The following is a 14,495-nucleotide window of genomic DNA, read 5'->3' as shown; positions in this document are numbered from 1 at the left end:
GGCTCCGGCCGGGACCCGCCCACCTTTACGGGTTCCTTACGATGCTCGGCATGAAGGAACCCTCCCGCCAGCTGGTGTGGGAGCGGCGGAGCCAGACCCCGCTGCTCCTGCTCGCCGTGGCGTTCGCCGTGGCGTACGCCGTGCCCATCGTCGCCCCCGACGCGAGCGCGGAGGTGCACCGGGCCTGCACCCACGTCGAATGGGTGGTGTGGGGCGCCTTCGCCGTCGACTACCTGGTCCGCCTCGCCCTCGCGGCGGACCGCAATCACTTCGTCCGGACCCACTGGCTGGACCTGGCCGCCGTGGTGCTGCCGCTCGTACAGCCGCTGCGCCTGTTGCGGCTGGTCGCCACCTTGCTGCTGGTGGGCCGGCGGGCCCGGATGGCCCCGCAGATCCAGCTGACGACGTACGTGGCCGGCGCCGTCGTGGGGCTGCTCATGTTCGGCTCGCTGGCGGTGCTCAGCGTGGAGCGGGACGCCCCCGACGGGAACATCAAGAACCTGGGCGACGCCGTGTGGTGGTCCTTCACCACGATGACGACGGTCGGCTACGGGGACCATTCGCCGACCACCGGCCTCGGCCGGTTCCTGGCCGTCGGTCTGATGCTGTCCGGGATCGCCCTGCTCGGTGTGGTGACCGCCAACATCGCCGCGTGGTTCATCTCCCGCTTCGAACGCGACGACCGGGCGGACATGCTCCAGCTGGCGGCCATCCGGGAGTTGCAGGACGAGGTGCGGGCGCTGCGCGGCGAGGTCGCCCGGCTGGGCGGCGCGACGGCCGAGGTGGCCGCGGCCGACCCGCCGAACGCCCCGGCGCAGCGGGAAGCTACCTCTCCCACACCTTGAACGCCCGCACCTGGTAGGGCGACTGGGGCAGCCAGACCCCGTCGCCCGGATAGGTCTGGAACTCGCCCGTCTCCGCGCATTCGGCCGACTGGTAGGTGGTCACCGGGCGCCCGGTGCGGTTGGTGAGCGATTGGGCGCTGGTCCCGGCCGGCAGCGCGGTGCAGCTGTTGACGTCCAGGTTGCTGAGCTCGTGGGTCTGGCGCGCTCCCTTGAACTCCGGTTTCGCCCACAGGCACAGCTGTCCGGTCGCGCAGGCCCCGAGGGTCGGCGGGCCCGCGGCGTGCGCCGTGGTGGCCGTACTCGGGAGGAGGGCGGTGAGGACCAGGACGGTCGCGGCGAGGGTGGTCGTGATGGTGGCGCGATTGCTTCGACACGTACGCATGACGGGTCAACTCCTTGTGGACGGCGGGCGCCCGGACCGTTTCCGAAAGCTCCGCCGACACCACGCTGACCTGCGGCGACGGGCGGGCGGAAGAGGTCCGGGGCGGGTCCACCCGGATAGGCGACAGCCGCGGCGGAACCCGTCGGCATGGCCTTCGTACGTACGGAGTTGACGCTTCCAAGAGTCGCGGGGCCGGACCCGCGGCCGCCCGGCCGGGGTGCCGGCCCGGCCGGACCCGCACCCGAACGTGTCGTGCGCGGGCGCTCCCGCGGGCCGGCCGAAGACCGCGGACGGCACGTCGCAAACGGCTTAACGCGGCGGTCGCCACCCCGTCGGTCACCGGTACGCTGACCGCCCACTCGGCGTCAGAAGGGAGCCCCGCGGTGATGACCGACGAGCGGTCGGCGACGGCCGCGCCGGTGACCGGACTGCGCGAACGCAAGAAACGGCGCACCCGGAACGCGCTGATGCGCGCCGCCCTCGTGCTGTTCCTCTCCCAGGGGTACGAGCGCACCACCGTCGACGAGATCACCGACGCCGTGAACGTGTCCCAGCGCACCTTCTTCCGCTACTTCGCCAACAAGGAGGAGGTCGTCTTCGCCCTCCAGGAGCTGGTCGAGTCGCGGTTCGTCGCCGAACTGCACGCCCGGCCGGCCGCCGAGGGCCCCTTCGAGGCCCTGCGGGGAGCGGCGCTCGCCGCCTGGGACACCGTGGAGGTGGCCCTGTCCGAGGTGGTCCCGGTCGACCTCTACATGCGCAGTTACCGACTGATCGAGTCCACCCCGGCCCTGCTCGCCGTGCACCTGCGGCGCTCCACGGAGCTGGAGGAGAGGATCTCCCGACTGATCGGCGCCCGCGAGGGGCTGGACGTGGACGCCGATCCGAGGCCGCGGGTCGCCGTCGCCGCGTTCTGCGGCGTGATGCGCGTCACGGGGCGGCTCTGGGGGCGGGGCGAGGACACCAGTGTGGAATCGATCCGAGAGCTGACGGAGAGCTACCTCGACCGGATCGGCCCCGCGCTGACCTCCAGTTGGCGCGGGTCCGCGTAGCCCGACGGCCCGCTCCGTCCGGTCGGCCGACGCGCCGGCGGGTCCTCCGCCCGGGCCTCACGGGGTCCCACGGTCGGCCGTGAGTCCCGTCACCCGGCACGCCTGCGGCGTAAGACGTCTCATAGGCTGGTCACAGTGAACGTGCCCGGCCTTGCCCACCCCACCGCCCTCGGCGCCGACCCGCGCCCTGCCGCCCTGCGCGCCCTGCTCGCGCTGGCGGTGGTCTTCATCATGCTGGCGACCACCGGCTGGACGGCCGTGCACCGGCCCGAGGAGGTCTCTCCACTGCGGGTCGCCGCCCTCGGCGCCTGGTCCAAGGCACGGATCGACGGTCGCCCGGTGCCCCCGGCGGACGCCCCGGCACGGATGGTGGCCCGTTTCTTCGCCGGCCTCGACGGTGCCCAGCGCGCCCGGCTCGCCGACGGCTACCCGCTCGTCGTGGGCAACCTCGACGGGACGCCCGCGGCCGTCCGGTACCGGGCCAACCTCCAGGGCCTGGAGCAGGCCCGCCGGGTCGAGGAGGCCCGCAGCCGCGACGTCGCGTTGACGCCGGCCGACCGGTCCACGGCCACCCGGCGCTCCCACCGCTTCGCCTCGCTCGCCCTGCCGGGCCGGCAGATCTTCGCCTTCGACCCGACCGGCAACGGCCGCGTGGCCGAGGTCTTCGGTGACCTCGCCGGGGCCGAGCGGGTCTCGGTGATCGTCCCCGGTGTCGACACCGACGTGCTCACCTTCGAGCGCACCCAGCGCCGCCTGACCTCCCCGGTCGGCATGGCCGAGTCCCTGTACAGGGCCCAGCGGGCGGCCGATCCGGACAGCCGGACGGCGGTCATCGCATGGGCCGGCTACACCGCCCCCACCGGCATCGGCGTGGACGCCGCCACGGGCCGCATGGCCGTCGACGGCGCCGTCCTGCTGAAGTCCCTGACCGCGGCCCTGCCCGGGGACGCGAGCGTGGCGCTGTTCTGCCACAGCTACGGATCGGTGGTCTGCGGGGTCGCGGCGCACGAGCTGCCGCGCCGGGTGACCGACGTGGTGGTGGCGGGCAGCCCCGGGATGCGCGCGGAGAACGTCGCCGGGCTGCACACCTCGGCACGGGTCTGGGCGACGCGCGACGAGGGCGACTGGATCGCGGACGTACCGCACCTGGAGGTCGGCGGCCTCGGTCACGGCGCCGATCCGGTCTCTCCGGCGTTCGGCGCGCGGCTGCTGTCCTCGGCCCGGGCCAAGAGCCACACCGGCTATTTCGCGCCAGGTACGGACTCGATGGAGAACTTCGCCAAGATCGGAACCGGCGCGTTCGCTTCCGTTGTCTGCGCGACCGGGAACGATGCGTGCCGACGCGGGATTTCCGGGACAGAGCAGGACTGACGCGCGTAGAGGCGCGGAAATCGGTCCCCGCAACCGGGGGGACGCGCGGGGGCGCCGCCGTTTACGATGTGCCACATGGGTGACGTACTGGCCGGAAACCATGCCGTCTGGGAGTTCGAATCGGACTCGGTGCTCATCCGCTTCGCACGGGGGATCAGAACGCCGAGGCTGCCACGACTCTGGCATGCCCTGGGATCGCGCCGGATCCCCCTCGAAGCGGTGTCCGCCGTGACAGTGACCGTGACCGGCGGCAAGCGGGACACGGTGATCTTGCGTGTCGTCCCGCGGCCGGGCGCCGATCCGCTGATGGAAGCCGCCGCCGGGCAGCTCAAGGAGGCCTGCGACCCCTACCGACTGGTGCTGCCGGGTGACCGGGCGCCGGCCGCCATCGCGTTCGCCGACGCGCTGCGCTCCCGGCTCGGGCCCGATGCCGCCGAGCCGTCCGCGCGCTTCCTCGTCGACGTGCCGCAGCCGCCGGTGAACCTGAAGGCGTACGACGCCCGGGTGGGCTTCGACGGCTCGGCGATCACCTTCCAGTGGTCCCGTACGGGCGCCTCCAGCACCAAGTGGAAGGCGGGCGACCAGCGCTTCCCGCTGGCCGCGCTCACCGGCGTCGAGTGGTGCTCCCCGGAGGGCCCCGGCGGCCACCTGCGGCTGCTGCTGCGGGACGCCACCGGTGACCCCCGCCCGGACCACGACCTGGCGGCGGCCGTCTTCGGCACGGGCTACGGGGCGGTGCACGAGTCCCTGCCGTTCGCCGCGGCCGTCCTGGCCGCCCTGCGCGCCCGGACCCCGGTCGCCTCCGTGCCGCGGGCCCGCTCCGGCGACGACCGGCTGCGCCACCTGAGCGAGCTGCACGCGGCGGGGCTGCTCACGGACGCGGAGTACGCGGCGCTGCGGGACCGGTTCGCCGCCGAGTCGCTCTGAGCGGGGCCGCTGGACGGGCATCTGGACGGGGCATCTGATCGGGCCCCTGATCGGGGCCCGACGGCTCAGACCTCCCGCGCCGCCGAGGTGGAGCTCATGTCCGGGTAGCGGTCCCCGGCGACCTTTGCGGCGATCGGCTCCAGCAGGTCCAGTTCGGCCTGCGTGAGGGTGATCCGGGTCGCCGCGGTGTTCTCCCGCAGCCGTCCCGGCTTGCGGGTGCCCGGGATCGGGACCACGGTCAGCCCGTGCACCTTCGCCCGCTGCTGCACCCAGGCCAGGGCGATCTGCGCCGGGGTCGCGCCGTGCCGCTCGGCGATCTCCCGGACCGGGGCCAGCAGCGCCGCGTTGGTCTTCGCGTTGTCGCCGGTGAACCGCGGCTGGTGGCGCCGGAAGTCGTCCTGCGACAGCTCCGCGGACGCGTCGGCGAAGGACCCGGTCAGGAAGCCCCGGCCGAGCGGGGAGTACGCCGCGAAGGCCACGCCCAGCTCCGCCGCCGCGCCCACCGCGCTGCGCTCCACGTCCCGGCTGAACAGCGACCACTCCGACTGGAGCGCCGCGATCGGGTGCACGGCGTGCGCCTCCCGCAGCTCCGCACCGGTGACCTCGCTGAGGCCGAGGTGGCGCACCTTGCCCTCGCGGACCAGCTCCGCCATGGCGCCGACCGACTCGGCGAACGGCACGGCCGGGTCGCGCCGGTGCATGTAGTACAGGTCGATGACGTCCACGCCGAGCCGGCGCAGGCTGGCCTCCACGGCCGTGCGGACGTAGGCGCGGTCGTTGCGGATGCCCCGGTAGTGCGGGTCGTCGGTGCGCTCTATGGCGAACTTCGTCGCCAGCGTGATCTCGTCCCGGTGCGCGGCCACGAAGGGCGCCAGGAACTCCTCGTTGCGCCCCCGCCCGTAGACGTCCGCGGTGTCGAAGAGGGTGACACCGGCGGCCAGCGCCGCGTCCAGGGTCTCCCGGGCCGCCGCCTCGTCGGTGTCCCCGTAGAACTCGCTCATGCCCATGCAGCCGAGCCCCTGGACGCCGACCAGCGGGCCGCCCTTGCCGAGCTCGACCTGTTCGAGGGTGGTGCCGTGCTCCGTCATTGCTGTGCCTTCCCCGATACCGTTTTCATGGCGTACATATCGATCTTGTAGTCCAGTACGGCGAGCGCGTCGTTAAGCTCCGTGATCCGCGAGCGCACCTCGCGGCGCGTGCGTTCCAGCAGCTCCCGGCGTTCCCCCACCGTGTGCTCGCCCTCGCGGACCAGTTCGGCGTACCGCACCATGTCCGCCACCGACATCCCCGTGGCGCGCAGCTTGCCCACGAAGGCCAGCCAGTCGAGGTCCTTGTCGGTGAAGCGCCGCTGGCCCGAGTGGGAGCGGTCCACGTGCGGCATCAGGCCGATCCGCTCGTACCAGCGCAGGGTGTGCTGGGTCAGACCGGTCCGGGCCTCGACCTCGCTGATCGTGTACCGCGTCTGCGTCAGGCTCTGGCTCATGGCTCCACGCTAAAACCCTTGAGTGCACTCCAAGCAAGTAGGCTCGGCGGCATGGACAGCGTGGAGGACGGGAACGGCATGGAAAGCCTGCGGATCATCGAGACCTGGCCGGTGCCGACCGCCGCTGCGGCCGTCGTGCGGGCCGACGGGAGCCTGGCGGGCTCCCACGGGCCCGTCGACCACCGGTTCGCCCTGGCGTCGGTCACCAAGCCGCTCGCCGCGTACGCCGCCCTCGTCGCGTACGAGGAGGGGGCGATCGAGCTGGACGAGCCGGCCGGGCCCGAGGGGTCGACGGTCCGTCACCTGCTCGCGCACACCAGCGGCCTGGCCTTCGACGAGCACCGGGTGTCGGCCCCGCCCGGGCAGCGCCGGCTGTACTCGAACGCCGGTTTCGAGGAGCTCGGCGACCACATCGCCAAGGCCACCGGCATCCCCTTCGCGGAGTACCTGCACCAGGCGGTCTTCGAGCCGCTGGGCATGGAGCGGACCACGCTGGAGGGCTCGCCCGCCAAGGACGGCGTCTCGACCGTCGCCGACCTGCTGCGGTTCGCCGCCGAGCTGCAGGCGCCGCAGCTGCTGGACGTCCGTACGGTCGCCGAGGCCACCTCCGTCGTCCACCCCGGGCTCAAGGGCGTCCTGCCGGGCTACGGGCACCAGTCCCCCAACGACTGGGGCCTCGGCCTGGAGATCCGCGACCACAAGTCCCCGCACTGGACGGGCGCTTCCTCCTCGCCGCGCACCTTCGGGCACTTCGGTCAGGCCGGTACCTTCCTGTGGGTGGACCCGGACGCGCGCGCCGCGTGCGTGGCCCTGACCGACCGCCCCTTCGGCCCGTGGGCGGTCGAGGCCTGGACCCCGTTCACCGACGCGGTGCTGGCCGAGCTGCGCGCCGGCTAGGGCTGCCCCGTCGCTCGGGCCGGGTCGGGGAACTCCCAGATCAGCAGCTCCCCCGGGGAGCCGGCGACGACTTCCAGGTCCCGCTCGGCGGTGATCCGTACCGAGTCTCCGGGGCCCAGTTCCGCCCCGTCCAGACGCAGGTCCCCGCGCACCACGTGCAGGTACACGCGGTCTGCCGCGGGTACGGCGACGCGCTCGCCCGCGCCGGGCCGCCGGACGTGCAGCACGGCGCCGGCCGCCGGGACCTCGTAGGGCGCGGCGTCGGCGATCCCCCGGACGACCCCGTACGAGGGCTCGCCGCCCGCGTCGAGGGGCGCGAGCCACATCTGCACGAACCGCAGCCGCCCGGTGCCGTCGTTGCGCTCCACGTGCCGCGCCCCGGATCCGGCGCTGAGCCGCTGTACGTCGCCGGGCCGCACCACGCTCTTCTCGCCGGTGCTGTCGTGGTGGGTGAGTTCGCCCTCGATCACCCAGGTCACGATCTCGGTGTGGCTGTGCGGGTGCTCGTCGAAGCCGGCGCCCGGCGCGAGGGTCTCCTCGTTGCAGGCGAGCACCCGTCCGAAGCGCAGATTGTCCGGATCGTAGAAGGAGCCGAAGGAGAAGGCGTGCCGGGTGGTGATCCCGGCGGCCGGGTCCCCGCCCTCGTACCGGTCGGCGCCTGGGCGAACATCAATCATGGACGCCACGGTAGACCCCGCGGCGGGCCGGGGCGCGGGCCACGGGCGGGACCGGACTCCGCACACCCGTCCCGATAAGGCAGTCTTGTCACGTGCCCCAACCCGAACGTGAGCATTCGCCCGCCACCCATTCCGCGCATCCCGTACCGGCCCATCCGCACACCGCGACGCTCCGCCGACTGGAGAAGTCCGCGGGGCGGCTGGCCGCCAACGCGATCGCGCGCATGGACGAGACCCTGCCGTGGTACCGGGCCATGCCGCCCGAGAACCGGTCCTGGATCGGCCTGGTCGCCCAGGCCGGCATCGCCGCGTTCACGGAGTGGTTCAGGCACCCGGAAACCCCGCAGGCCATCTCCACCGATGTCTTCGGGACGGCTCCGCGCGAGCTGACCCGGGCGATCACCTTGCGCCAGACCGTCGAGATGGTCCGCACGACGATCGAGGTCATGGAGGCCGCGATCGAGGAGGTGGCGGCGCCGGGCGACGAGTCGATCCTGCGCGAGGCGCTGCTGGTGTACGCCCGGGAGATCGCCTTCGCGACCGCCCAGGTGTACGCGCAGGCCGCCGAGGCGCGCGGGGCCTGGGACGCCCGGCTGGAGTCCCTGGTGGTCAACGCGGTGCTGTCCGGCGAGGCGGACGAGGGTGCGCTGTCCCGGGCGGCGGCGCTGGGCTGGAACTCCCCGGAGCACGTGTGCGTGGTGCTCGGCACCGCGCCGGAGGGCGACAGCGAGCTGACGGTCGAGGCGATCCGGCGCGCGGCCCGTCACCACAAGCTCCAGGTCCTCACCGGTGTGCTCGGGGACCGACTGGTCGTCATCGCGGGTGGCAGTGACAACCCGATCCAGGTGGCCAAGTCGTTGATCGGACCGTTCGCGGCGGGTCCGGTGGTCGCCGGACCGGTGGTGTCCGACCTGCTGAACGCAACGAAGTCGGCGCAGGCCGCGGCGGCCGGGCTGAAAGCGTGCACGGCCTGGCAGGATGCCCCTCGGCCGGTCCTGGCGGACGATCTCCTGCCGGAACGGGCCATCGCCTCCGATCCCGCCGCCAGGGATCAGCTGGTGGAGGAGATCTACAGACCACTGGAGGAGGCGGGGTCCGCACTGCTGGAGACCCTCAGCGTCTACCTGGAGCAGGCGAGCAGCCTGGAAGGGGCGGCGCGGATGCTGTTCGTGCACCCCAACACGGTGCGCTACCGGCTGCGACGTGTGACCGACGTCACCGGATGGTCTCCTTCCGATGTCCGCTCGGCGTTCACGCTGCGAATCGCCCTGATTCTCGGGCGTCTGGCTGACGGCGACGCCCAGTCCTAGACTTTTGTCGGACATCAACAATTACCCCGACCGTTCTTGGTCCCTGTCCCCACGGGCGGCAGGGACCATCCACAAGAGAGAGTGTGAGGGTGCTCGTACTCGTCGCTCCCGGCCAAGGCGCTCAGACGCCCGGCTTCTTGACTCCCTGGCTCGAACTTCCCGGTGCCGCTGACCGCGTCGCCGCCTGGTCGGACGCCATCGAGCTGGACCTTGCCCACTACGGCACGGACGCAGACGCCGACGCTATCCGCGACACGGCCGTGGCCCAGCCCCTGCTGGTCGCCGCGGGTCTGCTGTCCGCGTCCGCGCTCGGTTCCCCGGCCGCCTTCGGCGCCGTCGCAGGCCACAGCGTCGGTGAGATCACCGCCGCCGCCTACGCCGGCGTGCTGTCCGAGGCCGACGCGCTGTCGTTCGTCCGGACCCGCGGTCTGGGGATGGCCGAGGCCGCCGCCGTCACCGAGACCGGCATGGCCGCGGTCATCGGCGGTGACCGCGACGTGGTCGTCGCACACCTGGAGAAGCTGGGCCTGACGCCCGCCAACATCAACGGCGCGGGTCAGATCGTGGCCGCCGGCACGATGGAGCAGATCGCCGCTCTGGAGGCCGAAAAGCCCGAAGGCTCCCTGAAGGTCGTCGCCCTCAAGGTCGCGGGCGCGTTCCACACGCACCACATGGCCCCCGCGGTCGCCACGCTGGAGAAGGCCGCCGAGGCCCTCACCCCGGCGGACCCGGCGCTGAAGTACGTCTCGAACAAGGACGGCCTCGTCGTCGCCACGGGCGCCGACGTCGTCGCCCGCCTGGTCGGTCAGGTCGCCAACCCGGTCCGCTGGGACCTGTGCATGGAGACGTTCGCCGAGCTGGGCGTCACGGGGATCATCGAGCTCTGCCCCGGTGGCACCCTGACGGGTCTGGCCAAGCGCGCGCTGAAGGGCGTACCGAGCGTGGCTCTGAAGACCCCGGACGATCTCGACAAGGCCGCGGCGCTCATCGCCGAACTGACGGCCTGAGAGAAGGAGCCCACACAGCATGTCCAAGATCAAGCCGGCCAAGGGCTCCCCTTACGCCCGCATCCTCGGTGTCGGCGGCTACCGCCCGACCCGTGTGGTGCCCAACGAGGTCATCCTCGAGACCATCGATTCGTCCGACGAGTGGATCCGATCCCGCTCCGGCATCGCGACCCGGCACTGGGCCTCGCCCCAGGAGACCGTCTCCGCGATGTCGGTGGAGGCCTCGGGGAAGGCGCTGGCCGATGCCGGTGTCGCCCCGGAGCAGATCGGTGCCGTGATCGTCTCGACGGTCTCGCACTTCAAGCAGACCCCGGCCGTCGCGACCGAGATCGCGCACCGGATCGGCGCGGGCAAGCCCGCCGCCTTCGACATCTCCGCCGGCTGTGCCGGATTCGGCTACGGCCTGACCCTGGCCAAGGGTCTGGTGGTGGAAGGTTCCGCGGAGTACGTCCTCGTCATCGGCGTGGAGCGGCTCTCGGACCTGACCGACCTGGAGGACCGCGCGACGGCCTTCCTGTTCGGTGACGGCGCCGGCGCCGTGGTCGTCGGTCCCTCGGACGAGCCGGCCATCGGCCCCACGGTGTGGGGTTCGGAGGGCGACAAGTCCGAGACGATCAAGCAGACCGTGCCGTGGGACGAGTACCTCGGCAAGGACGGCGGCGAAAAGTTTCCGGCCATCACCCAGGAGGGTCAGGCGGTCTTCCGCTGGGCCGTCTTCGAGATGGCCAAGGTGGCCCAGCAGGCGCTCGACGCGGCCGGGATCACCGCGGACGACCTGGACGTCTTCATTCCGCACCAGGCGAACATGCGGATCATCGATTCGATGGTGAAGACTCTGAAGCTGCCGGAGCACGTCACGGTCGCCCGTGACGTGGAGACCACCGGCAACACCTCGGCCGCCTCGATTCCGCTCGCTATGGAGCGGCTCCTGGCGACCGGAGCGGCGAAGAGCGGCGACACCGCGCTCGTCATCGGCTTCGGGGCGGGACTCGTCTACGCCGCGACGGTCGTTACCCTCCCCTAGGGCTGGGATCCACATCCCGCCCTGTTTCACCTCAGTTAGCTAGAGAAGGAGCGCCACATGGCCGCCACGCAGGAAGAGATCGTCGAGGGTCTCGCGGAGATCGTCAACGAGATCGCCGGTATCCCCACCGAGGACGTCGCGATCGAGAAGTCCTTCACCGACGACCTGGACGTCGACTCGCTCTCCATGGTCGAGGTCGTCGTCGCCGCCGAAGAGCGCTTCGACGTCAAGATCCCGGACGAGGACGTCAAGAACCTCAAGACGGTCGGCGACGCCGCTGACTACATCCTGAAGCACCAGGCCTGAGCCTGACGAGCGTTTGTCGCCACCCGGCGGTGGCGCCGTGACAATTCAGCACCCCCTGAGACGTGGAGAAAGAATTCCTGTGAGCCCGACCAATCGCACCGTGGTCGTCACCGGTATCGGCGCAACCACTCCGCTGGGTGGCGACAGCGCTTCGACCTGGGAAGGTCTGCTTGCCGGCCGTTCCGGCGTCAAGCCCCTGGAGGGCGAGCGCTTCGCCGAACTCCCGGTACGCATCGCCGCTCGGGCCGCCGTCGACCCGAACGAGGTCCTCCCCCGGCCGCTGGCCCGCAAGCTGGACCGCTCGGCACAGTTCGCCATCATCGCGGCCCGCGAGGCGTGGGCCGACGCCGGTTACACCACCCCGGCCGGCGAAGAGGCGGAAGAGGGCGCCTTCGTCGCGCCCGAGCGTCTGGGCACCGTGATCGCCTCCGGCATCGGCGGTGTCACCACCCTGCTCGACCAGTACGACGTCCTGAAGGACAAGGGCGTGCGCCGGGTCTCCCCGCACACCGTCCCCATGCTCATGCCGAACGGCCCGTCGGCCAACGTCGGCCTGGAGGTCAACGCCCAGGCGGGCGTGCACACTCCCGTCAGCGCCTGTGCGTCCGGCGCCGAGGCCATCGGCTACGCCGTCGAGATGATCCGTTCCGGCCGCGCCGACGTGGTCGTCGCGGGCGGCACCGAGGCGGCGATCCACCCGCTGCCGATCGCCGCGTTCGCCAACATGATGGCGATGTCCAAGAACAACGAGAACCCCGAGCAGGCCTCCCGTCCGTACGACAAGGCCCGTGACGGCTTCGTACTGGGCGAGGGCGCGGGCGTCATCGTCCTGGAGTCCGCCGAGCACGCCGCTGCGCGCGGCGCCCGGGTCTACTGCGAGGTGCTGGGCCAGGGTCTGTCCGCGGACAGCCACCACATCGCGCAGCCGGAGCCGACCGGCCGCGGTGTCGCGGCCGCGGTGCAGAACCTGCTCGACAACACGGGTCTGGACCCGGCCGAGCTGGTCCACCTGAACGCGCACGCCACGTCGACCCCGCAGGGTGACACGGCCGAGCTGAAGGCCCTGCGCAAGGTGCTGGGCGACGACCTCGACCACATCGCGATCTCCGCGACCAAGTCGATGACGGGTCACCTGCTGGGTGGCGCGGGCGGTATCGAGACGGTCGCGACCGTGCTGGCGCTGTACCACCGGCTGGCCCCGCCGACGATCAACATCGACGACCTCGACGAGGACATCGACGCGGACATCGTCGTCGGCGAGCCGCGCAAGCTGCCGGCCGAGGGCCCGATCTCCGCGATCAACAACTCCTTCGGCTTCGGCGGCCACAACGTGACCCTGGCGTTCCGCACCGTTTAGTGCGCCTAAGCCGGCGCCGCTCTCGCGGATGTGGTCGCCCGCCGCGGGGGTTGCTCACTTGATGGTTGCGGTGTTCGTCGTTTCGAACACCGCAACCACCGCGGCAACGCGTAGAAGGCCCACCCAGGATCCTGGGTGGGCCTTCTGCATCGCCGGCGGTTAGACCACCTGGTGGAGCCAGCGGACCGGGGCGCCCTCGCCCGCGTAGCGGAAGGGCTCCAGTTCGTCGTCCCACGGCTTGCCGAGCAGCTTGGCGATCTCCGCCTCCAGGTCGGTCTCGCCGCGCGCGGACCGGGCCAGGGCGGCGCGCAGCCGGTCCTCGGGGATCAGGATGTCGCCGTGCATGCCGGTGACGGCGTGGAAGATGCCGAGCTCCGGGGTGGAGCTGTAGCGCTCGCCCTCGGCGTTCGGGCACGGTTCCGCGGTCACTTCGAAGCGCAGCAGGTGCCAGCCGCGCAGCGCGGAGGCGAGTTTCGAGGCGGCGCCCGCTTCGGCCTGCCAGGAGAACTCGGCTCTCCAGGTGCCCGGGGAAGCGGGCTGTCTGATCCAGTCGAGGTTCACCCGCACCCCGAGCACGCCCGCAACAGCCCATTCCACGTGCGGGCAGAGCGCGCGCGGTGCGGAATGCACGTACAGAACTCCACGTGTCGTCACCGGGACCTCCAGTATGGGACGAGGTCGGGAATAAACTCCAGAAAACGGACAGTATGTGACGTGATGTAATGTAACGGAAATTTTTTGACATTGCGCTACGAGACCTGCGGCCGAAACGCCACGGGAAAAAGCTACCGTGCGCCAGGGGTCCTGGTGTGACGTACGGTCGCTCCAAGACCCTTAAACAAAGAGCTTTCACTCAGCAGGACCCCCCGAACGACGTGGGGACGACAAGGAGGGCCCCTTCCCATGCGCACCACCGCTCCGCGCCGCCGCGCGCGCCGGACCCTCGCGGGCGCGGGCGCGGCGTTCCTCTTGTTGGCCGGGGCGGCCACCGGGTGCAGCTCGGGCGGGTCGGGCGAGCAGGGCGGCGAACGCGGGGCGCAGGCCGCACCGCGCTGGAACACGGCACCCGCCTCGATCGCGGCCGTGGGCGACTCCATCACGCGTGGTTTCGACGCCTGTTCGGTGCTGGCCGACTGCCCGGAGGTCTCCTGGGCCACCGGGAACGACCCCGCGGTCCGCTCGCTGGCCGCCCGGCTGCTCGGGGACGCCGCGGCGCCGGCGCGCAGCTGGAACTACGCGGTGACCGGCTCGCGGATGGCGGACCTGCCGGCCCAGCTGGCCGGGGCCGCCGCGCACAAGCCCGACCTGGTCACGGTGATGGTGGGCTCGAACGACGCCTGCCGGGCCACGGCTTCGTCGATGACCCCGGTGGCGGAGTTCCGCTCCGGGTTCGAGAAGGCCCTCGCGGACCTGCGGGCCGCGTCCCCCACCTCCCAGGTGTACGTCTCCAGCGTGCCGGACCTGCAGCGGCTGTGGGAGCAGGGCAAGGACCTCCCGATGGTGCGGCAGATCTGGAAGCTGGGGATCTGTCAGTCCATGCTCGCCGATCCGCTGTCGGCGGCCTCGGGGGCGACGGCCCGGCGCGAGCAGGTGCGGGCGCGGGTGGTGGAGTACAACGAGGTGCTGCGCGAGGTCTGCGCGAAGGACGCGCTGTGCCGCTACGACGGCGGCGCCGTGTTCCAGTACCCCTTCGCGGCGGATCAGTTGAGCCGGTGGGACTGGTTCCATCCGGGCAAGGACGGGCAGGCGCGGCTCGCGGAACTGGCGCACCGCCAGGTGACGGCGGCCGAACCGCCGCGTTGACGCTCTGGTGCGGAAAGGGTCCGGGGGCGGAAGTCAGGTCCCGCCCCCGGACCGGTC

General features: G+C 71.9%; 16 protein-coding genes. 11 read left to right on the top strand and 5 right to left on the bottom strand.

Translation table 11 applies throughout. The features are described 5' to 3' along the window. Positions 1 to 50 precede the first annotated feature (50 nt). Positions 51 to 845: a potassium channel family protein gene (locus OG594_RS08545; RefSeq protein ID WP_266596791.1), complete on the top strand. Its 795-nt coding sequence runs from the start codon at positions 51 to 53 to the stop codon at positions 843 to 845. On the opposite strand, the gene OG594_RS08540 is transcribed toward OG594_RS08545, so the two are convergent. Further along, a complete protein-coding gene (locus OG594_RS08540) occupies positions 826 to 1,227 on the bottom strand; it encodes a peptidase inhibitor family I36 protein (RefSeq protein ID WP_266596789.1) in 402 nt (133 codons plus the stop codon). The two genes, OG594_RS08545 and OG594_RS08540, sit on opposite strands and share 20 nt — an antisense overlap. A 386-nt stretch (positions 1,228 to 1,613) precedes the next feature. Between OG594_RS08540 and OG594_RS08535 the strand changes: the two genes are divergently transcribed. The 3 genes from OG594_RS08535 to OG594_RS08525 all read left to right on the top strand — a co-directional run bounded on the left by OG594_RS08535 (position 1,614) and on the right by OG594_RS08525 (position 4,574). Then, on the top strand, positions 1,614 to 2,276 hold the full coding sequence (locus OG594_RS08535; protein ID WP_266596787.1) for a TetR/AcrR family transcriptional regulator: 663 nt from the start codon (positions 1,614 to 1,616) through the stop codon (positions 2,274 to 2,276). A gap of 231 nt (positions 2,277 to 2,507) precedes the next feature. Further along, a complete protein-coding gene (locus OG594_RS08530; RefSeq protein ID WP_266602726.1) occupies positions 2,508 to 3,647 on the top strand; it encodes an alpha/beta hydrolase in 1,140 nt (379 codons plus the stop codon). 66 nt (positions 3,648 to 3,713) lie between these two features. Next, complete coding sequence (locus tag OG594_RS08525; protein WP_266596785.1) at positions 3,714 to 4,574, top strand: DUF4429 domain-containing protein; 861 nt, start codon at positions 3,714 to 3,716, stop codon at positions 4,572 to 4,574. A 65-nt stretch (positions 4,575 to 4,639) separates the two neighbouring features. Here the strand turns inward: OG594_RS08525 and OG594_RS08520 are convergent, their stop codons facing one another. Together OG594_RS08520 and OG594_RS08515 are read right to left on the bottom strand one after the other, a co-directional pair. Next, entirely contained in the window at positions 4,640 to 5,662 is a 1,023-nt protein-coding gene (locus OG594_RS08520; RefSeq protein ID WP_266596783.1) for an aldo/keto reductase, read from the bottom strand. After that, positions 5,659 to 6,057: a MerR family transcriptional regulator gene (locus tag OG594_RS08515; protein ID WP_266596781.1), complete on the bottom strand. Its 399-nt coding sequence runs from the start codon at positions 6,055 to 6,057 to the stop codon at positions 5,659 to 5,661. Before OG594_RS08515 ends, OG594_RS08520 begins: the two co-directional genes overlap by 4 nt. Positions 6,058 to 6,135: 78 nt before the next feature. On the opposite strand from OG594_RS08515, the gene OG594_RS08510 reads away from it, so the two are divergent. Continuing rightward, a complete protein-coding gene (locus OG594_RS08510; protein WP_266602724.1) occupies positions 6,136 to 6,954 on the top strand; it encodes a serine hydrolase in 819 nt (272 codons plus the stop codon). On the opposite strand, the gene OG594_RS08505 is transcribed toward OG594_RS08510, so the two are convergent. Next, positions 6,951 to 7,631, bottom strand: a complete 681-nt coding sequence (locus tag OG594_RS08505; RefSeq protein WP_266596779.1) for a pirin family protein — start codon at positions 7,629 to 7,631, stop codon at positions 6,951 to 6,953. The genes OG594_RS08510 and OG594_RS08505 overlap by 4 nt on opposite strands. 92 nt (positions 7,632 to 7,723) lie before the next feature. On the opposite strand from OG594_RS08505, the gene OG594_RS08500 reads away from it, so the two are divergent. The 5 genes from OG594_RS08500 to OG594_RS08480 all read left to right on the top strand — a co-directional run bounded on the left by OG594_RS08500 (position 7,724) and on the right by OG594_RS08480 (position 12,635). Next, positions 7,724 to 8,941, top strand: a complete 1,218-nt coding sequence (locus OG594_RS08500) for a CdaR family transcriptional regulator (protein WP_266596777.1) — start codon at positions 7,724 to 7,726, stop codon at positions 8,939 to 8,941. Between the two features lie 83 nt (positions 8,942 to 9,024). After that, positions 9,025 to 9,948, top strand: a complete 924-nt coding sequence (locus tag OG594_RS08495; protein ID WP_323185177.1) for an ACP S-malonyltransferase — start codon at positions 9,025 to 9,027, stop codon at positions 9,946 to 9,948. Between the two features lie 19 nt (positions 9,949 to 9,967). Beyond that, complete coding sequence (locus OG594_RS08490) at positions 9,968 to 10,972, top strand: ketoacyl-ACP synthase III (protein WP_030009996.1); 1,005 nt, start codon at positions 9,968 to 9,970, stop codon at positions 10,970 to 10,972. A gap of 57 nt (positions 10,973 to 11,029) precedes the next feature. Then, a complete protein-coding gene (locus tag OG594_RS08485; RefSeq protein ID WP_030009997.1) occupies positions 11,030 to 11,278 on the top strand; it encodes an acyl carrier protein in 249 nt (82 codons plus the stop codon). 79 nt (positions 11,279 to 11,357) lie between these two features. Continuing rightward, positions 11,358 to 12,635, top strand: coding sequence for a beta-ketoacyl synthase (locus tag OG594_RS08480; protein WP_266596772.1), 1,278 nt, complete (start codon positions 11,358 to 11,360; stop codon positions 12,633 to 12,635). A gap of 159 nt (positions 12,636 to 12,794) precedes the next feature. Here OG594_RS08480 and OG594_RS08475 read toward each other — a convergent pair whose 3' ends face one another. Further along, positions 12,795 to 13,289, bottom strand: coding sequence for a DUF3145 domain-containing protein (locus tag OG594_RS08475; protein ID WP_266596770.1), 495 nt, complete (start codon positions 13,287 to 13,289; stop codon positions 12,795 to 12,797). A 249-nt stretch (positions 13,290 to 13,538) separates the two neighbouring features. Between OG594_RS08475 and OG594_RS08470 the strand changes: the two genes are divergently transcribed. Then, a complete protein-coding gene (locus tag OG594_RS08470) occupies positions 13,539 to 14,438 on the top strand; it encodes an SGNH/GDSL hydrolase family protein (RefSeq protein WP_266596768.1) in 900 nt (299 codons plus the stop codon). Positions 14,439 to 14,495 lie beyond the last annotated feature (57 nt).

The sequence above is a fragment of the Streptomyces sp. NBC_01214 genome (genome assembly GCF_026340975.1).
Taxonomy (GTDB): Bacteria; Actinomycetota; Actinomycetes; order Streptomycetales; family Streptomycetaceae; genus Streptomyces.
The sequence above is the reverse complement of the archived record's forward strand: the minus strand, read 5'-3'. Positions and strand labels throughout refer to the sequence as shown.